Here is a 23,523-nt window from a genome sequence, read left to right as displayed (position 1 = left end):
TGCCCCTCACCCACCGCCACGTCTTCCGAGACCCAGGCACCGACTACACGCCCTACCCGCCGCACGAGAACACCACCTGCCGCTTTCCCCAACGCAGGGTCGGCGAGGTGGTGTGTGGTGGTGGTCGGCGCCTTGTGCGGCGGGGAGTGGGGCCCGGGTGCGTGGGTTACGAAGCGCCGTGGCGGTGGGCAAGTGTCATCGACTCGCCGGAAGCGCCGGGCTGAGGTCGGTGACCGAAGTGCGATGGGCGGCCGGTGGCGGGGCATGCCGTACAGGAGAACCCGCCTCGGGGAGTGCCCGTGCAATGCGGGCGCGTGTGCGGAGTGCCCGGGCGAGGAGCGCGCGTGCGATACGGGCGCGTGCGAGGAGCGCGCGTGGGGAGCGCGCGACGAGAAGCACGCGCGTGAGGAGTGCGCGCGGGTGGGTTGCCCTGGGGACGGGCTGCTGGGGCTGGAGGCAGGGGATGTGGGGGCTAGTCGGACTCGTTGAGGCCGATGGAGAAGGCGGCGTCGAGGTCGTGCTTGGAGTAGGCGCGGAAGGCGATGTGGGTCTCGGTGTGCAAGACTCCGGAGACCTTGTTGATGCGCCCGGGGACGATCTCGGCGATCTGCTCGTAGGCCGCGACGCGGACCATCGCCAGCAGGTCGTATTCGCCGGTGATCGAGTAGACCTCGCCGACCCCGTCGATCTCGGCGATCGTCTGGGCGACCTCCGGAATCCGGTCCACCTCGGCGTTGATGTGAACGATTGCCGTGACCATGCGCCCAACTCTAGCGGAGAGGCTTGTAGGCCAGCTCGATGCGGGCCTTGTGACGGGCGGCGCCGCGGGCGGGCAGCGCCCACTCGCCGTCGACCTCGACCAGGCGTGTGCCCGGCGACTCCAGCCAGCGCAGGATGCACTCGGTCTCCTCGGCGCTGGCCGCGTGGACGGGACCGGGGCCGGGGATGACGGTCTCGGCCGTGGCGACCAGGGATTCGACGAAAGGGACCGGGTGGGCTCCGCGGGGCATGACGCCCGCGGCGGCCAGACGGCCGTAGCGGACGACGTGGATCTCCCAGCCGCCGTCGAAGGCGGGCGCGGCGGCGACCAGCTGCGGGATGCGGGTGATCGCCGACAGGCGCTGCATGCGGGCGGCCGTGCGGACGAAGGCGGCGAGCCGGTCGCGGTCGACGGAGGCCTCCTCGTAGCGCTGCTCCACCGACAGCCGCTCCATGCGCGCCTGGACCGCGGTGAAGACCATCGAGGCGTCGAGCGTCATGGCCTTGCGCGCGTTCTCCACGTGGAGGGAGTAGTCGGTGACGGTCTCGCGCCCTTCGCAGGGCGCGCCGCAGCGCCCCATCTCGTGCAGCACGCAGGCGGAACGGCGGGACCGCGGCGTGATCGGCTGGGTGCACTGCCGCAGCGGCACCGCCTCGTGCAGCGCGATGCGGGCGTCGTCGGCCGAGCGGTTGCTGGTGAACGGCCCGAGATAGGCGGCGTCGTCGTCCTTGACCTCGCGCACGATCGACAGCCGCGGGAACGGCTCGACGGTCAGCTTGAGCCACACCATCTTCTCGGGGAAGCGGGAGCGCCGGTTGTAGCGGGGCTTGGCCCCGCCGATGAGGCGCAGCTCCCGCACCTCAGCCTCTAACGGCGTGGCGCACACGATGTGGCGGACGTGGTCGGCAATGCCGATCATCTCGCGGATGCGGGGCCTGGTCTCGGAGGCGGTGAAGTAGGAGCGGACGCGGTTGCGCAGGTTGGTGGACTTGCCGATGTAGAGGACCTCGCCGCGCTCGTCCTCGAACAGGTAGACACCGGGCGCGTGCGGCACCTGCTCGGCCAGGTGGCGCTTGCGCTGCTGCTCGGGCGTGGGCGCGCGGACGAACGACTTGAGCTCCTCGAGCGTGTGCACCTGGAAGGAGCCGGCCCGCTCGATCAGGCCGTGCAGCACGTCGACGGTGGCCCTGGCGTCCTGCAGGGCACGGTGGCAGGGCTCGACGGGGGAGCGGAAGAAGCGGGCCAGCGTGGCGAGGCGGTGGTTGGGCGTCTCGTCGCGGGTCAGCACCCGGCGGGCCAGGTCGACGGTGTCGACGACCGGGTTGTTGGGCGGCGGGTAGCCGTTGGCGGCGCAGGCGGCCTTGACGAAGCGGGTGTCGAAGCTGGCGTTGTGGGCCACCAGGACGGCGCCGGTGATGAACTCGAGAAAGCTGGGCAGCACCGCCTCGATGCGCGGCGCGGCCACCACCATGGCGTCGGTGATGCCGGTCAGCACGGAGATGAAGGGAGGGATCGGCCCTCCAGGATCCACGAGGGTGGAGAACTCGCCGAGCACCTCGCCCGCCCGGACCTTCACCGCGCCGATCTCGGTGATCGTGTCCTCGGCAGGGGAGCCGCCGGTCGTCTCCAGGTCGAAGACGACGAAGGTGGCGTCGCTCAGCGGGGTGCCGAGCTCGTCGAGAGTGCCTTGAACCGCATCCACGACCAAGACCATAGAAGCAGGCACCGACAGTATCCTTCCCTGTATGCCCGGGGGACGACTTGCCGACCGCTACTCCTTGGTGCGTCCGCTGGGCAGCGGCGGCATGGGGAGGGTGTGGCTGGCCAGGGATGAGATGCTTGATCGCGAGGTGGCGGTCAAGGAGCTCACCCTGCAGGAGAACCTCCCGGCCAAGATGCGCTCCGACCTGGTGACCAGGGCGGTGCGGGAGGCGCAGGCGACCGCGATGCTGCGCCATCCCGGCGTCGTCGCGCTGCACGACGTGATCGTCGAGCACGAGCGCCCGTGGCTGGTGATGGAGCTGCTGCGCGGCCAGACGCTGGCCGACGCCGTGCGGGCCCGCGGGCCGATGCCGGCCCAGCAGGTGGCCAGGATCGGCGCCGACGTCCTGGAGGCGCTGTCGGCCGCGCACGCGCACGGCCTGCAGCACCGCGACGTCAAGCCCGGCAACGTCTTCCTGACCGAGACCGGGCGGGTCGTACTCACCGACTTCGGCATCGCCCGGCAGGAGGGCATGGCCACGATCACCGAGCAGGGCCTGATGATCGGCTCGCCCGGGTTCATCGCCCCCGAGCGGCTCGAGGGCGAGCCGGGAGGGCCCGCCGGCGACGTGTGGTCGCTCGGCGCGACGCTGTTCACGGCCGTGCAGGGATACCCGCCCTTCGACGGCTCACCGGCCGACCGCATCAAGGCCACGCTCACCCAGCCGGTGCCGCGGGCTCCCGAGCCGCTCGGTCCGGTGCTCGAGGCGATGATGGCACGGGCCCCCGCCGCCAGGCCGGGCGCGCAGGCCGCCATCCACGCGCTGCGCCAGATCGCCGCCGGCCAATCCCCATTTATCGCGATAAATCGGGACGTGGGCCGGCGCCGGGGGCGGGCCGTGATCTGGATCGCCGCGGCCGTGGCGGTCGTGCTGGTGGCGGCCGCGGCGTTCTTCCTGCTGAAGCCCGGCGAGAACGCCCTCCCCGAGGCCTTCACCCAGCCGATGAACGTCTGCACCCTGCTGTCCGCCCAGGACGTCGGCGGTCTCCTGCGCACCGGGCAGCCGCCCAAGCCCAAGCCCGGCTCCGACGACCTGGGCCCCAAGTGCGGCTGGGAGCTGCCAGGCGCCGGGATCGCCGTCCAGGTCCAGAAGGACTCCGACACCCCCGACCCGTGGTCGATGACGCCCCGCTCGGCGCAGACGCTCTTCGCCAACCAGCAGCGCTACTGGACCAAGTACGACCAGATCGACTGGACCTGGCCGGAGATCGGCGTCAAGGGCTCGCAGCAGGCCAGGCGCACCCCGGTCAGGACCATCGGCGGCGTGGGCGAGCAGGCCTTCGCCTTCGAGCTCACAGGAAAGACGGGCAAGGTGCACACCGCCTACGTCTTCTACCGGCTGACCAACCTGGTGGTGAGCGTGGACTACACGACACTGGCCACCAGCCCCACCGACGACCAGGTGCGCCAGGTGGCGCTGCAGGCCGCCAAGCAGACCGAGCAGGCCCTTCGCCGTGCGGGCTGAGCAGTACGTCCTGGCCGGCCGCTACCGACTGATGGAGCGGCTCGGCGAGGGCGGCGCGGGCACGGTGTGGCGGGCGGTCGACGAGACCCTGCAGCGCAACGTGGCCGTCAAGCAGGTGCGCGTGCCGCGCGACCTCGACCCGCGCGAGCGCGCCCAGTTCGCCGAGCGGGCCATCCACGAGGCCAGGGCCGCGGGCCGGCTGCGCGACCCGGCCATCGTGCTCATCCACGACGTCGTCCTGGAGGGCGACCAGCCGTGGATCATCATGGACCTGTCCGCGGGCCGCTCCCTCGAGGAGGTCATCAGGGACCACGGCCCGCTGCCCGCCGGCCACGTCGCCCGCATCGGGCTGCGCGTGCTGTCGGCGCTGGAGGTCGCGCACGCCCACGGCATCCTGCACCAGGACGTCAAACCGGCCAACATCCTCATCGAGCCGGACGGCTCGGCCGTGCTCACCGACTTCGGCATCGCCACCCCCATGGGCGGCCAGGGCCAGCTGTACGGCACCGCGGGCTCACCCGGGTACATGGCGCCCGAACGGCTCAACCAGCACGGCTCCGGGCCCTCCTCGGACCTGTGGTCGCTGGCGGCCGGCCTCTACACCGCCGTGGAGGGGCGGCCGCCGTTCGAACGGGCGATGCCCGCCGCGGTGGCGGCAGCCGTACTGCTGCACGATCCGCCGTTCCCGCGCCTGGCGGGGCGCGAGCTCGGCGGGCTGCTGATGGCCATGCTGGCCAAGGACCCGGCCGCGCGCCCGGCGGCGGCGCAGGTCCGGCAGCGGCTGATGAACGTGACCGACACCCCCACCGTCCCCACGCGGCGCCGCCGCCGCAGCTTGCTGGTGGCGCTCGCGCTGGCCGCCGTCGTGCTGCTCGGCGCGGGCGGCTGGTACGGCGTGGCCGTACTGACCGCGCCGGAGACCGGCAGGTTCGCCGCGGCGCCGGACCCGTGCACCCTGCTCACGGACGCCGACGCCGCCGGGCTGCTCGGCGGCCGGGCGCAGCGCACGGCCACCAGGGAGGGCGAGTGCCGCTGGCAGGTGCGCGAGGGCAGCGAGGTGGCCCGCGTGCTGACGGTGCGGACCAGGGCCGAGCCGCCGAGCGGCGGCCGCGGCGGGCCGGGCGCGGCCGAGGTCCGCTTCGCCAGCGAGCGCGACACCCGGGCGGCCGGCGAGGGCACCACGTTCCGCAGGACCACCGGCAAGGTGATCGCCGTGCCGGGACTCGGCGACGCGGCGTTCGTCCAGGATTCCTACGAGCTGTACGTCAACTCCACCTCCAGCGGCGACTCCGACAGCACCGTGCTGCTGCGCACGAGCAACCTGATCGGCGAGGTGATCTACCATCGCGAGCGCGTGCCCGCCACGGCTCCCGCCTCCCGTGACACCAGCGTGCGGGCCGCCCGGCTGGTGTTCGCGGGACTCAAGTGACGTATGCCTGTAAGCGTTATGCAAGTGGCGTGACTAGCATGTTTCACCGCAAATCATGGCGAACCCCCAGGAGTCCTCAGTGAATCCCGGCAGCGACATCGAGCCGCCGACCAACCCCTACCGGGTGCCTGGCGGGCGGTTCGAGCCACCGACCATGCCACCGATGCCTCCTGCCCCGCCCAGGCGGCGCCGCCCCTGGGTCCTGCCGCTGGTGGCCGTCGTGGTCGTGGTGCTGCTGGCCGGGGGAGCGGGCGCCTACCTGCTGTACGGCAAGGCCGCCCTCCGCAAGCAGGCGCAGCCGTCCCAGGCCAAGCAGACCGCGCAGGCGGCAGGACAGCTGTCGGCCCCCGGCCCTGACGTGTGCGCGATGCTGCCGCAGACCGAGGCCGACCGGCTGGTGCCGCGCGCGACCGTGGCCAAGGACTCGCGCGACGCCGAGTACGCGATCAGCTTCCACTGCAACTGGCAGAACCAGCGGATCTCCTTCGGCGAGTTCTGGCGCAGCCGCGAGATCGACGTCACGATCGCGCAGCACAAGGGCGACGGCGCCAAGACCGGCAGGACCATGGCTCAGAACTCCTACGAGGTCGACTACAGCCAGGGCAAGTACGTCGAGACGGCCAAGCCCACCCCGGAGAAGGGCGAGAAGGAGTACGTCTCGCCGGTCAAGGATGTCCAGGGCGTCGGTGACGCCGCCTTCGCCCAGTACACCTGGCGACGCTCCGGCAAGCTGCTGTGGTACTCCTTCGGCACCGCCCAGGCCCGCGTCGGCGACCTCACGATCGAGGTCAAGTTCCAGGCGGGTCAGCAGCGCAAGGACGCCCAGCTGCTGTCCAACCAGAGCACCCAGTCGATCAACGAGGCCAACGCGATCCGCGAGGTGACCGCCCTGGCCGGCTACTTCGCCAAGGGCGCCGCCGCGTGGAAGGCCGCGCACCCGGACGCGCTGGCACAGCCGGACAAGGCCGTCACCAGCACGCCGACCGCGACGCCCGAGGCCACGCCGACACCGCTGTCCGCCTTCCCGCCCGCCTGCCAGACGGCTGCCAAGACCGCCGAAGGGCTGGTGCCCGGCGCGACGACGCGCGCCCGCGGCCTGGAGGAGGGCGCGGACACGCAGACCGAGTGCCGCTGGCTCAACCTGGACCTCCCCTCGGGCGACCGCAAGCGGATCCGCAGCGTGCTGGTGACCGTGCACCAGTTCGCCAACCGGGCGGGGGACGCCGACGAGGGCGCGGCCAAGGGCTTCTACACCGAGAAGCAGGGCGGCGCCGCGAACATGGGGGGCTCGTCGATCGGCGGCGTCACCTGGGGCAGGGCCGTCACGCTGAAGGACCTGGGCGACCAGGCGTTCTCGCAGTACGTGGCCTACAAGAAGGGCGCGGTCTTCAACGGGACCACGTCGGTGACCGTACGCAAGGCGGCGCTCGTGATCCAGGTCGACTTCGCGGGCGCGGAAGGACCCAAGGACCAGCCGGCGAACTCGCCCAAGATAGAGCTCCTGCCGCAGAAGGACGCCGACGCGGGCGCGCTGACGATGACCAAGGCCATGCTCGACGCCTTCCTCAAGAAGTCCGTCGGCAGCTAGCCCGGCTCACACCTGGGCCTCGCGCGGGCGGTCGACGCGGATGCCGCGTGGTAGCGGCTCGGCGACGAGCGCTTGCAGTCTCGACATCAGCGGTCAAAAAGTTTGCAACTGCTCTGCAAGTGGCGTTAATACGCTTATTTCAACAAGCACATGAGCCGCGTGATCGAACTTGCCCAGTACAGGGGCATGGGCAAGTCCACCAGATCCCGCGGCTCCTTCGTGTCAGCGTCGCAGGAACGGCTCGAGCAGGCCCGGTACGGCTGCCGCCGCCAGGTCCAGCCCGTCGCCGCGGCCCACGTCCACCACGTCGTAGTGGCCCCTGCCCGCCGCAGTCGTGGCCGAGACGGTCACCAGCCCGGCGCGGCGCTGGAAGAACGACTGCTTGATCGTCCACCCCACGATGCCGCCGCGGTCGAGGGCCACCGTGCTGCGCCCAGCCGACCCCGCGCGGGTCACCAGGTGCCGGTCGCCCAGCGCGTGCCCGAGCCCCCGGTAGGCGTCGAAGGCCACCCACAGCACCACCGGCAGCACCACCACGGGCACCGCCCAGACCCACGCGCCCGTCCAGTCGCGCGCCACGGCGGCCGCCACCGCGAGCACCGCCACGGTCGCCAGCGCCCGCACGACCCGCCGCCGCAACGCGGTCCCCGGATGCCCGCGCAGCCGCCCGATCCACCCCGGATCCGCGACAGGCGCGGGAGCGACGACCGAGCCACGCACGCGGCCCCCGACCGAGGCGGCCTCAAAACCGCTCATCGAGGGGGAGAGGCGGGCGATCCGGGTGGCGACCCGTTCGGCGAGGTCCCTGGGCATGGGCGGGGTCAGCGCGGCCAGGTCCTCGTGTTCGTCCTCCTCCTTCTTGGCCAGGCCCGTGGCCACCGCCTTGACCCGGGCGCCCCCGCCCAGCCGCAGCAGCAGAGGCTCGGACAGCTCCACCCCGCGCAGCCGCCGCTCCTCCAGCGTCAGCGACCGGCTGGTCAGCAGCCCCCGGCGCAGCCGCAGCCGCCCGGGCTCGCGCTCAAGCCGGTAGCGCCCCCAGGTCTCGGCGAACAGCAGCAGCGCTCCCACGGTCCCGATCACCGCGTTGGCCGCGACCACCAGCGGCACCGTCACCCACGGCCGGGCGACGAACCACTCCCAGACTGCCTTGGCGGTGTCGGTGGTGTACAGGTTCACCCCGAACCAGTCGAGCATCTTGGACAGCGCGCCGAGCACCAGCGCCCCGCCCACGAAGGACCACACGCTCAGCGGCGCGTACCTGATCCAAGACCAGCGCAGCTCGGCCAGCGGCCCGTCCTCGTGCCCGGCCGCCTCCCCGCGCAGCAGCGTACGGCGCAGCGTCTCGGCCTCCTGGCGCGTCAGCGGGTCCAGGGTCAGCTCCGTGCGCTCGCCGGCGTGCTCCCCGGTGCCCACCTTGACCACGGTCAGGCCGAAGGCCCGCCGTACCGGGTCGGCCTTGACGTCGACGCTGCGCACGCGGTCGCGCGGGATCGAGCGGTGCTGGCGGACGGCGATGCCCGAGCGCAGCTCGAGCCGGTCGTCGGTCAGCCTCCACGTGGTGGTGCGCAGCCGGGCCAGGTCGTAGGCCAGCGCGCCCGCCACGATCAGCGCCACGAGCCCGGCGGCCGCCGCGATCATGGCGGTGAGCCGCCAGTCCATCCCGTACAGCACGCGGACCAGGACCACCACGCCGGGCACCGCCAGGCCGAGCGACATCACCGCCGAGGCGGCCAGGCTCCTGGTGGGCAACTTGCGCCAGGTCATGTCGCGTCTCCAGGGGTGGCCTGGGTGATCGCGGTCAGCCGCTCCGCCAGCTCGGCGGCCTGCTCGTGGTCGAGCGCCTCGATCTTGATGGCCCCGGCCGCCGAGGCGGTGGTGACGGTGACGTCGGCCAGCCCGAACAGCCGCTGCACCGGCCCCCGCGCGGTGTCGACCGTCTGGATGCGTGACATCGGCGCGACCCGCCAGGTGTGGGTGAGCCAGCCCTTGCGCGTGTAGACGGCCTCGGCGGTCACCTCCCAGCGCTCCACCCGGTAGTAGGCGCGCGGCACCGCGAGCGCCAGCGCCAGGCACAGCACGGCGAAGGCGACCGTGGCCACGCCCAGCAGGAGCCCGTGGCCGGTGAACAGCCAGTAGCAGGCCACGGCGGTGACGGCCAGTGGCACGGCCAGGATCAGCGCCTGGACGGTCCACCACGCGACGGCCCGAGGATCGGCCTGGTTGCGCGGCGGGCGCAGGGCGGTCGTGCTCACCGGCTGCTTCCCTTCCTGGTCAGCGACTCGGCGGCCGACAGCAGCACCAGGCCGAGCACGCCGATCACGATGGCCCCGAACACCTCGTAGCCGTGCAGGAACGGCAGCCGGTTGACCAGCAGGAAGTCGTGGGCCCAGCGCCACCACCCGAAGAGGGTGTTGATCACGCCGCCCACGCCTTGGAGAAGCAGCAGCCAGCCGAGCAGCTGGAGTATCACCTTCATGCCTTCAGCCTGCCGACGGGCCGTTCGCGCCCGCTTCGGCCACAGGTAGCGCGCCACATCTACTTTGGTCGCTGTCGAACGGCTCCTCGAAGGCAATAACCTCGGACAACGTGACGGAGTATCGATGGGCGCTGCCCTCGGTCCTGCTGGGGGACGGCGAGGAGGGACGGCCGGTCAAGCGGTCGACCCGCGACTGGATCGTCGACACCATCATGTTCCTGCTGGCCTGCGGGCTGGCCTTCGTCACCGCTCCTGAGCTCAGCAAGGATCCCGAGCCGCTGCTGGTGACCGAGCAGGTCATCGGCGCGCTCTCGTGCGCGGCGGTATGGACGCGGAGACGCTGGCCGGTGACGCTGGCGCTGGTGACCACGACGCTGTCGGGCTTCCTCACGCTGGTGGGCGGCGCCGCCGTGGTGGGCCTGTTCACCGTGGCGGTGCACCGCCCGTTCAAGATCTCCGGGCCGATCGCCGCCTTCAGCCTGCTCACGCTGGTGCCCTACGTCATGCTCGGGCGGGACGACAGCCTCCCGCCGATGGCCCAGTTCGCGGTCAGCACCGCGATCGTGCTGACCGTCTTCGCCTGGGGGGTCGTGGTACGGGCCAGGCGACAGCTGGTCTGGTCGCTGCGCCAGCGGGCGGACCTGGCGGCCGAGGAGGCCAAGCGGCTGGAGCGGGAGCGCATCGCCAGAGAGATGCACGACGTGCTGGCCCACCGGATCTCGATGCTGAGCCTGCACGCCGGGGCGCTGGAGTTCAGGCCCGACGCGCCGCCCGAGGAGATCGCCAGGGCGGCAGGGGCTATCAGGGGGAGCGCGCACCAGGCGCTGCAGGACCTGCGCGAGGTCATCGGGGTGCTGCGCGCCGCGGGCTCGGCCTCGTCCGACGAGCAGGTGCCCGACCGGCCGCAGCCCACGCTGGCGGATCTGTCCGCGCTGGCGGAGGAGTGCAGGGGAGCGGGCATGAAGGTGACGCTGTCGGAGCTCCCCGAAGGGGTCCCTGAGGGCCTCGGGCGCAACGCCTACCGCATCGTGCAGGAGGCGCTCACCAACGCCCGCAAGCACGCGGGCGGCGCCCCGGCGACGGTGACCGTGTCGGGGAAACAGGGGGAGGGTTTGACCGTGGAGGTGCGCAATCCAGTGGGTGTACGGCATCGCATCCCGGGAGCCGGGGCCGGGCTCATCGGCCTGACCGAGCGGGCGGAGCTGGCAGGAGGCAGGCTCGAGCACGGGCCGACGCCCGGCGGCGACTTCATGGTGCGCGCCTGGCTGCCGTGGCGGGCCAAGGAGGCCGCGTGATCCGGGTGCTGATCGTGGACGACGACGCGCTGGTGCGCGCCGGGCTCTCGATGATCCTTTCGGGCGCGGGCGACATCGAGATCGTGGGGGAGGCGGGCGACGGGGCCCAGGTGCCGCCGATGATCGCCGAGCACAGGCCGGACGTGGTGCTGATGGACATCCGGATGCCCGAGGTCGACGGGCTCACCGCCACCGAGCGGCTGCGCGCCACCTCGGCGCCGCCCGAGGTGGTGGTGCTGACCACCTTCCACGCCGACGCCCAGGTGCTGCGCGCGCTGCGCGCCGGGGCGGCCGGGTTCCTGCTCAAGGACATCCCGCCGCGCGACCTGGTCGAGTCGATCAGGAAGGTGGCGGCCGGCGAGCCGATCCTGTCGCCCGCGGTGACCAGGCAGCTCATCTCGCACGTATCGGAAGGCGGGAACGGCGGGCGGCGCGACGGCGCGCGGGCGCAGCTCGACCGGCTCAGCGAGCGCGAGCGCGAGGTGGCGCTGGCCGTCGGGCAGGGCAGGTCCAACGCCGAGATCGCCAAGGAGCTCTACATGAGCGTGGCCACGGTCAAGGCGCACGTCTCGCGCGTGCTGACCAAGCTCGCGCTGAACAACCGGGTCCAGATCGCGCTGCTGGTCTACGACGCTAACCCGTGATCAGCTCCTCCAGAGCGGCGCGGTGCATGACCAGGTCGTCCGGGTCGTCAGGCCTGGGCTGCTCGCCGAAGTGGATGCGGCGCTGCCACACCCTGGCCATGATGATCCCGTGCCGCAGCGCCGCGTAGGTCTCGTAGAAGTCCATGTCGCGCGGCTCGTAGCCGGTCAGCTCGCGGTAGGTGCGGCAGACGTCCTCGCGGCGCATGAAGCCGGGCAGCCCGGGTAGCTCGAACACCACCGCGATGTCCTGGAAGAAGCGGTGCAGGAAGATCATCCAGCCCAGGTCGAGCTCCCTGGGCCCGACCGCGGCCATCTCCCAGTCGAGCACCGCCACCGGCGTGAAGTCCCGGTACATGACGTTGCCGATCCGGGCGTCGCCCCAGCTCAGCACGTCGGGTCCCGGGTCGGCGGGCCAGTGCGCCTCCAGCCAGTCGAAGGCCCGTTCGAGCAGCGGGATCGGCCGATCGGCGTGCGCCCAGGCGTAATAGGCGCGCTGCGCGTCCACGTGCGCGCGCAGCCCGCGCCCGCCGAGCACGTCCAGGTCCGGTTCGGCGAACGGCGCGTCGTGCAGCGCGGCCACGATCGCCACGGTCGCCTCCTGCAGGCGCCGCCGGTCGCCGGGCGCGGCCTCGGCCAGCCAGCCGCCCATCGTGTACGGCATGACGTCCGGCGGGACCTCGCCGTCCTCGCGCTCCATCACGAAGAACGGCGTGCCGAGCGGCTCGGGGTCGGGCTCGAACCACAGCGCCCTGGGCGCGGGGATGCCCGCCCGTTCCCTGGCCAGACGCATGATCTCGAACTGGGCCCGCAGGTCGTAGGCGGGGAAGACGGGTACCGCCTCGGCTGCTGGGGCCATCCTGGCCACGCAACGCTGAGAGTTGGCTGTGAAGAACAGCGTCTCGCTCGACATGCCGTTTCCTGAGGGCCGCGACAGTTCCGAAACGGTGACGGGTCCGGCGATCCTGCCCCTCAGCCACGTGCACACGCGATCCTGTAGTTCCCCCAGGTCACGTGTGGAGGTGCGCATCTCGTCCGTCATGGTCGGCCTCCAGGTCTCCGGACAGTCGTACACCCCTACCAAGCGCTTGTCCATATGGGATGACCGGTTACGGTCAGGTACGCGGCAGCCGTACCCTTGTCTGAAAGGGCACGTCACGAAGGGACAGTGGGATGAGCTCAGCGGGTGAAGGCCTGTCTCGCCCGCTTCCCGAGCAGGTGCGGCTGAACGTCGTCGACCTGGCCGCTCAGGTCCTCGGCTCGATGCCCGCTGTCGCCGTCCCGCCGCCGCTGCGCGGCATCGCCAAGTTCGACCCGCGCAAGCGCGCCAAGCTCGGCAGCGCCCCGATCGCCGCCCAGCTGGAGAACGACAAGGAGTTCCGCGAGGTCGTCGCGGAGTCGGTGGCCGCCGGCTGGCCCGAGCTGGTGGCCGCGCTGGCCGAGGGCAACGTGCCGCCCGCGGCCGACCCGGTGCTCGTGGCCGCCGCCGCCTACCTCACCCGCCCGCCCGGCTGGGCGGAGATGGTCGAGGCCGCGCGGGCCGACCTGGAGCAGTCGGCCGTGGCCGCCGAGGGTTCGGCGCAGGAGGAGGCGGTCACCAAGCTGCGCGAGCAGCTCGCCGCGCAGAAGAACTCCGCCAAGGAGGACTCCGACCGCCTGCGCGAGCAGCTCAAACTGGCCCGCGCGGAGAACTCGGACCTCCGCCGCAAGCTGCACGACGCGCGCGAGCGCGCCAAGTCCGCGGTACGGCGGGCCGAGGAGATGGAGCACGCCGCCGGCGAGGCCAGATCGGCGGCCAGCGCCGCGGGCAGCGCGGGGGAGCAGGAGCTCCGGCGGCTGCGCGAGCGCCTGGCCGACGCCGAGAAACAGCTCGAGGCCTCCCGCAGGGCCGCCCGCGAGGGCCGCAGCATCGAGGACGCGCGCATCCGCGTCCTGCTCGACGCGCTGCAGGACGCCTCCGCGGGGCTGCGCAGGGAGCTGGCGCTGCCGACCACGATCAGCAAGCCGGCCGACTCCGTCGCCGCCGTCAGCCCGGGCGCGCCCAGCGTGCGCGGGGTGCCGGCGCGGGCGCTGGCCGACGACGACCCGCAGCTGCTCGACCAGCTGCTGGCGCTGCCCCAGGTGCACCTGATCATCGACGGTTACAACGTGACCAAGACCGGCTACGGCACGCTCACCCTGGCCGACCAGCGCAACCGGCTGATGACGGGGCTGGGCGGGCTCGTGGCGCAGACCAGGGTCGAGGTGACCGTGGTCTTCGACGGCGCGGAGCTCAACGCCCCCGTCCAGGTCGTGGCCCCCCGCGGGGTGCGCGTGCTGTTCAGCGCGCCCGGGGAGATAGCCGACGACCTCATCCGCCAGCTGGTGCGGGCGGAGCCGCCCGGCCGGGCCATCGCGGTGGTCTCCTCCGACCGCGAGGTGGCGGAGTCCGTACGCCGGATGGGTGCCAGACCCGTTCCTTCTGGTTTGCTGCTGCGCAGGCTCGGCCGCGCCTAGATTTCGTCCAGATGACAAATCGGCGGAATATCTGACCACCTCAGCCGCCACATCTGTACTATTTCGCCCCAGATGTGATCCGCTGGGAGGGCGTTGCTGTGAAGTTCGTTCGGGTGCCGCTTGCCGCTGGTCTTGTGATCGGGCTGCTGCTCTCGCCGAACGGAGGCGCGCTGGCCGCGCCGAAGCCGACGATCAAGCAGGCCAAGGCCAAGCTCGCCAAGCTCAACGACCAGGCGGACAAGGTCGTCGACCGCTACAACGCCGCCAACGAGAAGTACAAGAAGGCCAAGGAGTCCTACGGCAAGCTGAACGACCGCTACAAGAGCAAGCTCGCCGCCGTGGCGGGCCTGCGCGAGCAGGTCGTGGCCATCGCCGTCAACGCCTACACCTCCGGCACGGACCCGGACTCGCTGCCCGCGATCATCCAGCAGGGCGACCCAGCGGGCATGCTCAGCGGGCTCGCCCTGGCCGACCGGCTGACGGCCGAGCGGGCCGCGACCCTGACCGCCTTCGACGAGCAGAACCGCGGGCTCAAGACCGACCGCGACAGCGCCCAGGAGGCCTTCCAGGAGGCCGCCCAGCACCGCGACGCGGTCGACAAGGAACGCGACCAGATCCTCAAGCTCATCGGCCAGCAGAAGAAGCTGCTGCGCCGCCTGGGCGCCTACAACGCGGGCGACCCCAACAGCAAGGGCCAGGTGTACACCGGACCCGCCTCCGGCAGCGCCGCGGCCGCGCTGAAGTTCGCCTACGCGCAGATCGGCAAGCCCTACGTCTTCGGCGGCACCGGCCCGGGCGGCTGGGACTGCTCGGGTCTCATGCAGGCGGCCTGGCGGGCCGCGGGCGTGTCCCTCCCGCGCACCACGTGGGAGCAGTGGGCCTGGGGGCAGAGCCGCAAGGTCTCCATGGACGCCCTCGAGCCGGGTGACCTGATCTTCAACTCCGGCCTCGGCCACGTCGTCATGTACGCCGGCAACGGCGAGATCGTCCACGCGCCCCAGACGGGCGACGTGGTCAAGGTGGTCAAGCTCTCCGACTACTCCAGCGGCTTCGCCGGCGCCATCCGCCCGTAGCCTCGCGCCCCTCTCGCTCTGACGGCAGGCCGTGGCCTGCCGTTATTCGTGTGACTTGGGTGACATTTGGGACCTGACTCACAGGTGGGGCTCCAAATGTGAGAAGGGTCACTTTTCGGTAACGGAGCCCCGCGGTTCAGCAGGGGTTGGAGGCTTTACAAGTCTCTTATTCGATCTTGACAACTTTGCTGTCACTTTGCCGGATCGTGACCGTTCGGCGTAGCTTACGGCGTCGCGGTGCTCCAGCCAGGACGCCGCCAACCGACATCGAACCCCGGCGCGGTGGTCGATGTGGACGCATAAAGATCCATTGGCCGAGTCCGTGCAGTCAGGAGGCACGGAGCCGGGGAACCACAGATCCCTATCGTCCCCAGGGATCAAAGGGGTGAATCGGCGCGCGTGGCGTGCCGTAGGGCGAGTCTTCCAGGCCCGAATCCGTCAGCTAACCCGGTAGGCGTTCGTGGAAGACCCAAGGAGAAATCCTGTCTATTCCCCCGAATAACCCCCGTCTGTCCCGCCTTGCCCTGAGTGGTGTGGCACTCACGATGACCGTGACGGCCGGAGGTCTGGTCCTCCATGCCCCAGCGGCTCAGGCGGCGACGCAGACGGCCGTCACCTTCACCGTCAAGGCGGCTACCACCGCCAAGTCGGCGAGGGCGGCCACATTGGCTCGGCAGCAATCGAGGGCCCGTAAGGCCGTGAGCACGGCCAAGGCTCAGATCGGTGACCCGTACCGCTACGGGGCCACCGGGCCCGGCTCCTTCGACTGCTCCGGTCTTGTCCAGTACGCCTGGCGCAAGGCCGGGGTCAAGCTCCCCCGCGTGGCGGCAAGCCAGTTCGCCCGCATCAGGAAGAAGGTCTCCTGGAAGGATCTCCAGCCGGGTGACCTGATGTTCTTCCACGGGCTTGGCCACGTGGGCATGTATGTCGGACACGGCAAGATGATCCACTCGCCGAGAACGGGTGAGCGGGTCCGGATCGACAAGCTCAGCGGATATCGGAAGTCGACGTTCGCCGGAGCGGTCCGACCCGGGCTCTGACCGTCACGAAGGCCCCGCCCCGTTTGTGGGGCGGGGCCTTCGTGCTTACCATCGAGCATCGTGTCCGTGCAGGTGAGCCGCAGAGTGGTGATGGCGGGCCTGCTGCTGTTCGGGCTCGGCGGCGCCGCCGCGCCTCAAATCCCGCCCGCCGCCCGCCCTGCTGCGGCAGAGCGGGCATCCGTGACGCCCGCCGGGAGCGCTCAGGTGGTCCGGGGCGAGCTGTCAGACGTCACCGGGGTCGGCGCGGATCCGGCGCTCCTGCGCGACCTGGCCCGCCGGGCCGACACCGCCGCCCGGCGCGTCTCCGCGGTCCTGGGCACCACCGTGACTCCCCACGTCGTGGTTCCCGCCTCGACGGCGGAGGCGGCCCGGCTGGCCGCAGTGGGCTCCGTCGCGGGGCTGGCGGCGCTGGCCGACGGGGACCGGGTGATCGTGGTGCCCGACGGCTTCGCCAGGCTCACCCCCACGGGCCGGGACGTGGTCCTCACCCACGAGCTCACCCACGTCGCCGCGGGCACGCGCGGACTGCCGCCGTGGCTCTACGAGGGCTTCGCCGACTACGTCGCCTACAAGGACTCGGGCCTCAGCCTGCCCGTGGCCGCGGCGGAACTGCGGGCGGAGGTCAGAGCGGGCCGCGTGCCGCGCGCGCTGCCCGGTCCCGGCGGGTTCGCGCCGGGCACCGTACGGCTGGCGCAGAGCTATCAGGAGGCGTGGCTGGCGTGTCGCTTCCTGGCTGAGCGCTTCGGTGAGGAGAGGCTGGTGGCGCTCTACCGCGACGCGCGGGCCCGAGGAGTGGACCGGGCACTGCGCGCGACGGCAGGGCTGGACGTCGCGCGGCTGACCGGGATGTGGCGCGACTACGTGCGCGAGCGACTGGGGTGACACATGATCGACACGACGCCTGACGAGACCGCCAAGGACGCGCGGCCGTCGCGGGGGACCGGCATCGCGCTGGTGATCCTGGGGGCGCTGATCGTGGCCGTCGTGATCCTCACCACGCCGTGGCGGCCGCTGCCGCCGCAGGCCCCGTACGTCCCGCCGGACCCGGCGCGCGACTTCACGGCCGCGCAGATCGCCCGCGCCGACGCCTTCGACGCCGCCACCAGCGTCCCCGGCTACCTCTCGCTCGGGCTGACGATCGCCTTCGCCGGGGTCCTGGTCGCCACGCCGTACGGCGCGCGGCTGCTGGCCCGCCTGCGGGGGCCCAGGTGGGTGCGGATCGTGCTCGGCGTGCTGGTGCTGACCGCGATCGTCGAGCTGCTGCGCTGGCCGCTCGGCATGTGGTACGAGTCGATCCTTCGCCAGTACGGCCTGTCCACCCAGAACTGGGCGAGCTGGACCGCCGACCGCCTCAAGGGCATCGCGATCAACGTGGTGACCCTGTCGGTCATGCTGCTCGTGCTCATGGCCCTGGCACGCAGGCTGAAGCGCTGGTGGATCCCCGCGGCCATCGGCGCCGCGCTGTTCACGGTGGTGGCCTCGTTCGTCTACCCGGTCGTGGTCGAGCCGATGTTCAACGACTTCCGCGCGCTGCCCTCGGGGCCGCTGCGCACCAAGCTGCTCGGTATGGCCACACGGGCCGACGTGCCCGTTGAGGACGTGCTCGTGGCCGACGCCTCCCGGCGGACCACGGCGCTCAACGCCTACGTCTCGGGGTTCGGGGCCACGCGGCGCATCGTCGTCTACGACACGCTGCTCCAGGCGCCGGAGAAGGACATCGAGCTGGTCGTGGCCCACGAGCTGGGCCACGCCGAGCACCAGGACGTCATCTACGGCACGCTGGTCGGCGCGCTCACCGCCGCCTTCGGCGCCGGGCTGCTGTTCGTGATCTTCCCGCTGGTACGGCGGCGCGCCGGAGTCGGCTCGATCGCCGACCCGCGCGCGGTGGGCGTGGTCATCGGGCTGATGAGCCTGGCCACCGTGGTGTCAGGGCCGGGGGAGAACCTCGTCAGCCGGCACGTCGAGGCCCGTGCCGACGCCTTCGCGCTGGACCTGACGCGGGATCCGGCCACGTTCGTGTCGATGCAGAAGCGGCTCGCCGTCACCAACATTTCCGACTTGTCGCCGAATGTTGTGGAATATGTGCTCTATGCCTCGCATCCCACGGCGCCCCAGCGCATCGCCATGGCCCGCTCCTGGGCCCTGCTGAACGGCACGCCGGTACCACCATGACGAGGGTGCTCATCGTCACGAACGATTTCCCCCCGCGACCGGGCGGCATCCAGTCGTTCGTGCACGGGCTGGCCCTGCGCACGCCGGACGTGGCGGTCTACGCGCCGGCGTGGCAGGGGTGCGCCGAGTTCGACCGGCGGCAGCCGTACGAGATCGTGCGCCATCCCACCTCGCTCATGCTGCCGACGCCCGCGGTGGCGCGGCAGGCTGCGCGGCTGGTCGCCTCGCACGGCGCTGACACGGTCGTCTTCGGCGCGGCGGCGCCGCTCGGCATGATGGCGCCCCGGCTGCGCGAGGCGGGGGCGCGGCGGATCGTCATGCTGACGCACGGGCACGAGGCGTCCTGGGCCAGCACGCCGCTGTTCCGCGACGCGATGCGGCGCATCGGCGAGCACGCGGACGTGGTGACCTACCTGGGGGAGTACACGCGCGCCCGGCTGGCCACCGTGATCCCCCGGGAGAAGCTGGTACGGCTGGCCCCCGGCGTGGACGTGGACCTGTTCCGCCCCGGGTCGGGCGACCGGCCCACCGTGCTGTGCGTGTCGCGGCTGGTGCCGCGCAAGGGGCAGGACCAGCTCATCAGGGCGTGGCCGCGGGTCCTGGCCGCCGTTCCCGACGCCGAGCTGGTGCTGGTGGGCGGCGGGCCCGACAGGAGGCGGCTGGAGCGGCTGGCCGACGGGACGCCGTCGATCCGCTTCGCGGGCAGCGTCCCCGCCGATCGGCTGCCCGGCTACTACGCGGCCGCCTCGGTGTTCGCGATGCCGTGCCGTACCCGCCTGCGCGGGATCGACGTGGAGGGGCTGGGGATCGTCTTCCTGGAGGCGTCGGCCAGCGGCCTGCCGGTGGTGGCGGGGGACTCGGGCGGCGCCCCCGACGCGGTACGGCACGGCGAGACGGGCCTCGTGGTCGACGGGACCGACGTGGAGGAGGTGGCGGCGGCCCTGGTCGAGCTCCTCGCGGACCCGGACAGGGCACGCAAGCTCGGCGCCCAGGGGCGCGACTGGGTGACCAGGGAGTGGGCCTGGGACCTCGTCGCCGCCCGGTTCCACGCCCTGCTCAATTGACAGCATGCTGTCGATACGACAGCATGCTGTCATGAATGAGTTCTTGGTCGACATTCCGCAGGCCGCGCTCGACGACCTGGCCGCGCGGCTGAAGGGGATCGAGGAGCCCGCGGAGGTCGCGTACTGGCGCGACCGGTACGACTGGCGGGCCTGGGAGGCCAGGCTCAACACCCACCCGCAGTTCACCACCGAGATCGACGGGCAGCGGATCCACTTCCTGCACGTCCGCTCCGCCTCGCCGGGCGCGTTCCCGCTGATCCTGACGCACGGCTGGCCCGGGTCGGTGGTGGAGTACCTGGACGTGATCGAGCCGCTGGCCGGCTACGACCTGGTGATCCCTTCGCTGCCCGGGTTCGGGTTCTCCGGGCCCGCCAGAGGATGGGACCGGTACCGGACGGCCAGGGCGTGGGCGGAGCTGATGCGGCGGCTCGGCTACGGCCGCTACGGGGCCGTGGGCAACGACCTGGGCACGTTCGTCTCGCTGGAGCTGGGACGGCTCGATCCCGAGCACGTGGCGGGGGTGCACGTCACGCAGATCTTCTCGCTGCCCGACGGCGGGCCGCTCGAGCTGGATCCCGAGGACGCCGAGCGGCTGCGCGCCGGCCAGGAGTTCATCTCGCGGCGCGGCGCCTACCTGCGGGTGCACGCCCTCCAGCCGCAGATCGTGGCGCCCGCGCTCGACGACTCGCCCGTTGGGCTGCTGGCCTGGAACGGGCAGCTGTTCGGCGAGGAGGTCCCCGCCGAGTTCGCCCTCACCAACGTGACCCTGTACTGGCTGACCGGCACCGGAGGCTCGGCCATCCGCTTCTACCACCAGGACGCGCGCGCCCCGCGCCCCGCCGGGCCCACCCGCTTCCCGATCGCCGTCTCGGAGTTCACGGGCGACATCTTCCGCTCGGTCCCGGCCCTGGCCCGCCGCGACCACGCGGACATCGTCTCCTGGCGCACGCATGAGGGCGGCGGCCACTACGCCGCCCACCAGGCCCCGCAGACCCTGGCCGACGACATCCACGCCTTCTTCGACGGGCTCCGCTGAATCCCGTCCGGATGCGTTCCGTGCGCCGTGACGGCGGGCAAGCATCCCCGACTCGCCGCAAGCGCCGGTCGCGGGCCCTCGGCCGGAGTGCGGCGGGCGGCCGGTGGGGCGGCCCGCCGTACAACAGCAAGATCATCCTTTCGTGGATCCAAGAGTCAGGCCGGCGACGAACTGTTTGTGCAGCAGTTGGAAGACGATCAGCGTGGGCAGCGCCACCAGCACCGAGCCGGCGGCCAGCAGGTTGTAGTCGGTGAAGAACTGCCCGCGCAGGTTGTTCAGCGCCGAGGTGACCGGCAGCTTGTCGCCCGACGACATCAGCACCAGCGCCCACAGGAAGTCGTTGTACATCCAGGTGAACTGCAGCGTGCTGAGCGCCGCCAGCACCGGCCGGCACAGCGGCAGCGTGAGCTGCCAGTAGCGCCGCCACACCGAGGCCCCGTCCACCAGCGCGGCCTCGGTGATCTCCTCGGGGATCGTCCGCATGAAGTTGGACATCACGAACACGCAGAACCCGAACTGGAAGGCCACGTGGATAAGGATCAGCCCGAGATAGGAGTCGTAGAGCGACTGCGAGTCCGAGATCCACGACGGCAGCGGGATCAGCGTGTAGAGCGTGTACAGCGGCGTGATGAGCACCTGCGGCGGCAGCAGGTTCCCCGCGGTGAAGACGATCAGCAGCACCTTGCGGCCGGGGATGCGCAGCCGGGAGATCGCGAAGGCGGTGAACGAGGCCAGCGCCAGCGTGATCAGCACCCCGGGGATCACGATGATCAGCGTGTTGAGGTAGTACTTGGGCAGGTCCGCCTCGCCCCAGGCCTGCCCGTAGTAGCCGAGCGTCAGGTGCTTGGGCAGCGAGAAGTAGCCCAGCCGCGAGGTCTCGTCGTAGGGCCGCAGCGAGGCGTAGACGGCCAGCGCCAGCGGCAGGATCCAGCCCAGCGCCACCAGCGACAGGAACGCGTACAGCAGGATCCGCAGCGGCCTGACCGGTTTGCGGGTGCTGGTCCGCGAACTGCCGGTGGTCTTCGAGGCGGCCGGTGCGGTGAGCGTCATCGTTCCTCCCTGAACAGCTGGGACAGATAGGTGACGATGAAGCCGAGCGAGATCACCAGCAGGATCACCGCGATGGCCGAGCCGAACCCGATCCGGCTGGCCTCGCCCACGATGTTCTCCGTGACCAGCACCGACAGCAGCTCCAGCCCGTTGCGGCCCTTGTTGATGGCGTAGACGATGTCGAAGGCACGCAGCGCCTCGATCACCGTGATGACCAGCACGATCACGTTGACGGGGCGCAGGGTGGGGAACACGACGCGGAAGAAGGCCTGCGCCTCGTTGGCCCCGTCGATCGCGGCGGCCTCCTTCAGCGCCGGATCCACGGCCTTGAGCCCGGCCAGGTAGATGATCATGACATAGCCGACATGGCGCCACCCGGCGGCGATCATCACGACCCAGATGTTGATGGCCCGGTCACCCAGCCAGTCCACCTTGAGATGAAATATCGCGTTCAGGACGCCGTAGTCGGACGAGTAGACGAGCTGGGCGATGAAGCCCACCACCGCCAGCGACAGCACCACAGGCATGTACAGGGCGCTCTGGTACACCCGCGAGAAGCGCAGCTTCCGATCCAGCAGCACCGCGCAGAACAGCCCGAACGGCGTGGCGATCAGACCCAGGAACCCCAGCCACAGCAGGTTGTTCCTGACGGCCGACCAGAAGGGCGGGTAGTCCGTGGCCAGCTGGCCGTAGTTCTCCCCGCCCACCCACTTGATCGGCCCGATCCCGTTCCAGCCCGTGCCGGACAGCGCGACCGAGGCCAGCGTGGGCCCCCAGATGAGACCCACGTTGACCACGACGGCCACCCCGAGCCCGCCCGCCAGGAGCACCTTGTCCCGGGTGGAATAGCGACGGGTCTTCATCACTGGAAGATGTTGGCCTTCTGCTTCTCGATGCTCGCCAGCAGCGAGTCGACGTCGTTGGGCTTGGTGATGAACGTCTGCAACGACGGGATCATCACTGTCGAGGCGAAGTCGGGCCTGGTGTCCCTGTCGAGGAACTGGGCGATGTGCGTGGCCTGGTTGACCAGTTCGGCGCCGCGCTTCTGCAGCGAGCTGTAGCCGCTGGGGTCGGCCTTGGAGCTGGCGGCCAGCGTGCCGGGGTCCAGCTTGGTGGCCATGTTCTGGGTGGTGGCCTGGGCCAGGTGCTTGAGCAGCGCCTTGGCGCCGTCCACGTTCTTGGCCTTGGCCGAGATCATGTAGCCGTCGATGGGCGCGTCGATGGAGTCGGTCCCGAACGAGGGGTTGATCTCGGGGAAGGTGAAGAAGTCGATGTCGTCGCGCTCGCTCTCGGGGAACTGCTGGGCCACGAACATCCCCAGCAGGTACATGCCGGTCTTCTTCTGCTGCAGCGACTGCCCGGCCTCCTGCCAGGTACGGCCCAGCGCCGCCGGCTGGTGGTACTCCAGCAGGCCCCGCCAGGTGTCGAAGACCTGCTTGACCTTCGGGTCCGTCCACGACTCCTTGCCGCCCATGAGCGAGATGTGGAAGTCGTAGCCGTTCATCCGCATGTTCAGGATGTCGAAGGTGCCCATCGCCGGCCAGCCGTCCTTGTCGGCGAAGGCGATCGGGATGAGCCCGTCGGCCTTCATCTTCTTGGCCAGCGCGATGTACTCGTCCAGCGTCTTGGGCGGCTGGTAGCCCTTCTGCTGCCACAGGCTCTTGCGGTAGAAGACCGCCCACGGGTAGTAGGTGGACGGCACGAAGTACTGCTTGCCGTCCTGGCCGGTCGAGGCGGCCTTGAAGGCGGGCGTGTAGTCGGCGCCGATCTCCTGCCACACGTCCGAGATGTCCGTGGCCAGGCCCTGTGCGGCGAAGAACTGCATGCGGTAACCGGCGAACCAGGTGAACACGTCCTCCGGCGTGCCCTTGAGGTAGCGGTTGATGTTCTCCTGGAAGGTGTTGTGGTCAACCGTGTTGATCTTGACCTGGGCCTGCTTGAACGCCGCGATCTGCGTCTCCAGGCTCTTCTTCGGGATCTCGTCGGAGGCGTTGGAGCCGAGCGTGACCGTGCCGAGGCCGCCGGAAGGCTTGCCGGCCGTGGACGTGTTCGTGCCGGTGCCGCACGCCGTGAGGAGCGCGGGGACCCCGAACGCGGCCGCGGTGCCCAGAAGCATGTTCCGACGGGAGATCGATTGTTGGGCCATGGTGATTCCTCCTTGCCCGGACCACTCAGA

21 protein-coding genes and 1 riboswitch are annotated in these 23,523 nt (G+C 71.1%); of the genes, 12 read left to right on the top strand and 9 right to left on the bottom strand.

Features of this window, described 5'->3' with window-relative positions; all coding sequences use genetic code 11:
* Nucleotides 1-472 precede the first annotated feature (472 nt).
* Both KIK09_RS49960 and KIK09_RS49955 read right to left on the bottom strand, forming a co-directional pair.
* Nucleotides 473-760: an Lrp/AsnC family transcriptional regulator gene (locus tag KIK09_RS49960; RefSeq protein WP_214326638.1), complete on the bottom strand. Its 288-nt coding sequence runs from the start codon at nt 758-760 to the stop codon at nt 473-475.
* 10 nt (nt 761-770) lie between these two features.
* Nucleotides 771-2,474, bottom strand: coding sequence for a DEDD exonuclease domain-containing protein (locus tag KIK09_RS49955; protein WP_372455803.1), 1,704 nt, complete (start codon nt 2,472-2,474; stop codon nt 771-773).
* A gap of 31 nt (nt 2,475-2,505) precedes the next feature.
* Here KIK09_RS49955 and KIK09_RS49950 point away from each other — a divergent pair, with 31 nt between their 5' ends.
* The 3 genes from KIK09_RS49950 (at nt 2,506) to KIK09_RS49940 (ending at nt 7,004) form a co-directional block, all read left to right on the top strand.
* Nucleotides 2,506-3,987: a serine/threonine-protein kinase gene (locus tag KIK09_RS49950; protein ID WP_214326636.1), complete on the top strand. Its 1,482-nt coding sequence runs from the start codon at nt 2,506-2,508 to the stop codon at nt 3,985-3,987.
* Nucleotides 3,977-5,416: a serine/threonine-protein kinase gene (locus KIK09_RS49945; RefSeq protein ID WP_214326635.1), complete on the top strand. Its 1,440-nt coding sequence runs from the start codon at nt 3,977-3,979 to the stop codon at nt 5,414-5,416. Before KIK09_RS49950 ends, KIK09_RS49945 begins: the two co-directional genes overlap by 11 nt.
* 79 nt (nt 5,417-5,495) lie before the next feature.
* On the top strand, nt 5,496-7,004 hold the full coding sequence (locus KIK09_RS49940) for a hypothetical protein (RefSeq protein WP_214326634.1): 1,509 nt from the start codon (nt 5,496-5,498) through the stop codon (nt 7,002-7,004).
* 222 nt (nt 7,005-7,226) lie between these two features.
* Here the strand turns inward: KIK09_RS49940 and KIK09_RS49935 are convergent, their stop codons facing one another.
* From KIK09_RS49935 to KIK09_RS49925, 3 genes are read right to left on the bottom strand one after another with little or no spacing between them, the layout of a single operon-like run.
* Entirely contained in the window at nt 7,227-8,768 is a 1,542-nt protein-coding gene (locus KIK09_RS49935; protein ID WP_214326633.1) for a PH domain-containing protein, read from the bottom strand.
* Nucleotides 8,765-9,256, bottom strand: a complete 492-nt coding sequence (locus tag KIK09_RS49930) for a PH domain-containing protein (RefSeq protein WP_214326632.1) — start codon at nt 9,254-9,256, stop codon at nt 8,765-8,767. Before KIK09_RS49930 ends, KIK09_RS49935 begins: the two co-directional genes overlap by 4 nt.
* Nucleotides 9,253-9,480, bottom strand: a complete 228-nt coding sequence (locus KIK09_RS49925; RefSeq protein WP_214326631.1) for a hypothetical protein — start codon at nt 9,478-9,480, stop codon at nt 9,253-9,255. Before KIK09_RS49925 ends, KIK09_RS49930 begins: the two co-directional genes overlap by 4 nt.
* 110 nt (nt 9,481-9,590) lie before the next feature.
* Between KIK09_RS49925 and KIK09_RS49920 the strand changes: the two genes are divergently transcribed.
* Together KIK09_RS49920 and KIK09_RS49915 are read left to right on the top strand one after the other, a co-directional pair.
* Nucleotides 9,591-10,775 carry a sensor histidine kinase gene (locus tag KIK09_RS49920; RefSeq protein WP_308164772.1) on the top strand — a complete coding sequence of 395 codons (1,185 nt, stop codon included), beginning with the start codon at nt 9,591-9,593 and terminating at the stop codon, nt 10,773-10,775.
* Nucleotides 10,772-11,419 (top strand): response regulator, encoded by a 648-nt coding sequence (locus KIK09_RS49915; protein WP_214326630.1) that lies wholly within the window; start codon nt 10,772-10,774, stop codon nt 11,417-11,419. The genes KIK09_RS49920 and KIK09_RS49915 overlap by 4 nt, the downstream gene beginning before the upstream one ends.
* Here KIK09_RS49915 and KIK09_RS49910 read toward each other — a convergent pair.
* Nucleotides 11,409-12,458 (bottom strand): phosphotransferase family protein, encoded by a 1,050-nt coding sequence (locus tag KIK09_RS49910; protein ID WP_214326629.1) that lies wholly within the window; start codon nt 12,456-12,458, stop codon nt 11,409-11,411. The two genes, KIK09_RS49915 and KIK09_RS49910, sit on opposite strands and share 11 nt — an antisense overlap.
* Before the next feature lie 131 nt (nt 12,459-12,589).
* On the opposite strand from KIK09_RS49910, the gene KIK09_RS49905 reads away from it, so the two are divergent.
* The 7 genes from KIK09_RS49905 (at nt 12,590) to KIK09_RS49875 (ending at nt 20,297) form a co-directional block, all read left to right on the top strand.
* Nucleotides 12,590-13,912: an NYN domain-containing protein gene (locus KIK09_RS49905; protein WP_214326628.1), complete on the top strand. Its 1,323-nt coding sequence runs from the start codon at nt 12,590-12,592 to the stop codon at nt 13,910-13,912.
* A 98-nt stretch (nt 13,913-14,010) separates the two neighbouring features.
* Nucleotides 14,011-14,985 (top strand): C40 family peptidase, encoded by a 975-nt coding sequence (locus tag KIK09_RS49900; protein ID WP_308164771.1) that lies wholly within the window; start codon nt 14,011-14,013, stop codon nt 14,983-14,985.
* A 302-nt stretch (nt 14,986-15,287) separates the two neighbouring features.
* Nucleotides 15,288-15,457: riboswitch (cyclic di-AMP (ydaO/yuaA leader) on the top strand.
* A gap of 226 nt (nt 15,458-15,683) precedes the next feature.
* Nucleotides 15,684-16,025, top strand: a complete 342-nt coding sequence (locus KIK09_RS49895) for a C40 family peptidase (protein ID WP_308164770.1) — start codon at nt 15,684-15,686, stop codon at nt 16,023-16,025.
* 60 nt (nt 16,026-16,085) lie between these two features.
* The gene (locus KIK09_RS49890; protein ID WP_214326626.1) at nt 16,086-16,907 is read left to right on the top strand and encodes a gluzincin family metallopeptidase; all 822 of its coding nucleotides are present in this window, start codon (nt 16,086-16,088) and stop codon (nt 16,905-16,907) included.
* Nucleotides 16,908-16,910: 3 nt separating this feature from the next.
* A complete protein-coding gene (locus KIK09_RS49885) occupies nt 16,911-18,197 on the top strand; it encodes a M48 family metallopeptidase (RefSeq protein WP_214326625.1) in 1,287 nt (428 codons plus the stop codon).
* The gene (locus KIK09_RS49880) at nt 18,194-19,261 is read left to right on the top strand and encodes a glycosyltransferase family 4 protein (protein ID WP_214326624.1); all 1,068 of its coding nucleotides are present in this window, start codon (nt 18,194-18,196) and stop codon (nt 19,259-19,261) included. The genes KIK09_RS49885 and KIK09_RS49880 overlap by 4 nt, the downstream gene beginning before the upstream one ends.
* 31 nt (nt 19,262-19,292) lie before the next feature.
* Complete coding sequence (locus tag KIK09_RS49875; protein WP_214326623.1) at nt 19,293-20,297, top strand: epoxide hydrolase family protein; 1,005 nt, start codon at nt 19,293-19,295, stop codon at nt 20,295-20,297.
* 132 nt (nt 20,298-20,429) lie between these two features.
* Here the strand turns inward: KIK09_RS49875 and KIK09_RS49870 are convergent, their stop codons facing one another.
* Genes KIK09_RS49870 through KIK09_RS49860 form a run of 3 tightly spaced genes read right to left on the bottom strand, consistent with a single transcriptional unit; the run spans nt 20,430 to nt 23,463 of the window.
* The gene (locus KIK09_RS49870) at nt 20,430-21,347 is read right to left on the bottom strand and encodes a carbohydrate ABC transporter permease (protein ID WP_214326622.1); all 918 of its coding nucleotides are present in this window, start codon (nt 21,345-21,347) and stop codon (nt 20,430-20,432) included.
* A complete protein-coding gene (locus KIK09_RS49865) occupies nt 21,344-22,210 on the bottom strand; it encodes a carbohydrate ABC transporter permease (RefSeq protein WP_214326621.1) in 867 nt (288 codons plus the stop codon). Before KIK09_RS49865 ends, KIK09_RS49870 begins: the two co-directional genes overlap by 4 nt.
* On the bottom strand, nt 22,210-23,463 hold the full coding sequence (locus tag KIK09_RS49860; protein ID WP_250575066.1) for an ABC transporter substrate-binding protein: 1,254 nt from the start codon (nt 23,461-23,463) through the stop codon (nt 22,210-22,212). Before KIK09_RS49860 ends, KIK09_RS49865 begins: the two co-directional genes overlap by 1 nt.
* Nucleotides 23,464-23,523 lie beyond the last annotated feature (60 nt).

The organism is Nonomuraea sediminis (genome assembly GCF_018531495.1).
GTDB lineage: Bacteria > Actinomycetota > Actinomycetes > Streptosporangiales > Streptosporangiaceae > Nonomuraea > Nonomuraea sediminis.
Note: the sequence above shows the minus strand (reverse complement) of the source record. Positions and strands in the feature narration are given on the sequence as shown.

Bases quoted from the DNA above. Each gene is read 5' to 3' on its own strand.
- KIK09_RS49960 (WP_214326638.1), bottom strand. From the start codon at position 760: ATGGTCACGGCAATCGTTCACATCAACGCCGAGGTGGACCGGATTCCG.
- KIK09_RS49955 (WP_372455803.1), bottom strand. From the start codon at position 2,474: ATGGTCTTGGTCGTGGATGCGGTTCAAGGCACTCTCGACGAGCTCGGC.
- KIK09_RS49950 (WP_214326636.1), top strand. From the start codon at position 2,506: ATGCCCGGGGGACGACTTGCCGACCGCTACTCCTTGGTGCGTCCGCTG.
- KIK09_RS49935 (WP_214326633.1), bottom strand. From the start codon at position 8,768: ATGACCTGGCGCAAGTTGCCCACCAGGAGCCTGGCCGCCTCGGCGGTG.
- KIK09_RS49925 (WP_214326631.1), bottom strand. From the start codon at position 9,480: ATGAAGGTGATACTCCAGCTGCTCGGCTGGCTGCTGCTTCTCCAAGGC.
- KIK09_RS49910 (WP_214326629.1), bottom strand. From the start codon at position 12,458: ATGACGGACGAGATGCGCACCTCCACACGTGACCTGGGGGAACTACAG.
- KIK09_RS49905 (WP_214326628.1), top strand. From the start codon at position 12,590: ATGAGCTCAGCGGGTGAAGGCCTGTCTCGCCCGCTTCCCGAGCAGGTG.
- KIK09_RS49885 (WP_214326625.1), top strand. From the start codon at position 16,911: ATGATCGACACGACGCCTGACGAGACCGCCAAGGACGCGCGGCCGTCG.
- KIK09_RS49880 (WP_214326624.1), top strand. From the start codon at position 18,194: ATGACGAGGGTGCTCATCGTCACGAACGATTTCCCCCCGCGACCGGGC.
- KIK09_RS49875 (WP_214326623.1), top strand. From the start codon at position 19,293: ATGAATGAGTTCTTGGTCGACATTCCGCAGGCCGCGCTCGACGACCTG.
- KIK09_RS49870 (WP_214326622.1), bottom strand. From the start codon at position 21,347: ATGACGCTCACCGCACCGGCCGCCTCGAAGACCACCGGCAGTTCGCGG.
- KIK09_RS49865 (WP_214326621.1), bottom strand. From the start codon at position 22,210: ATGAAGACCCGTCGCTATTCCACCCGGGACAAGGTGCTCCTGGCGGGC.
- KIK09_RS49860 (WP_250575066.1), bottom strand. From the start codon at position 23,463: ATGCTTCTGGGCACCGCGGCCGCGTTCGGGGTCCCCGCGCTCCTCACG.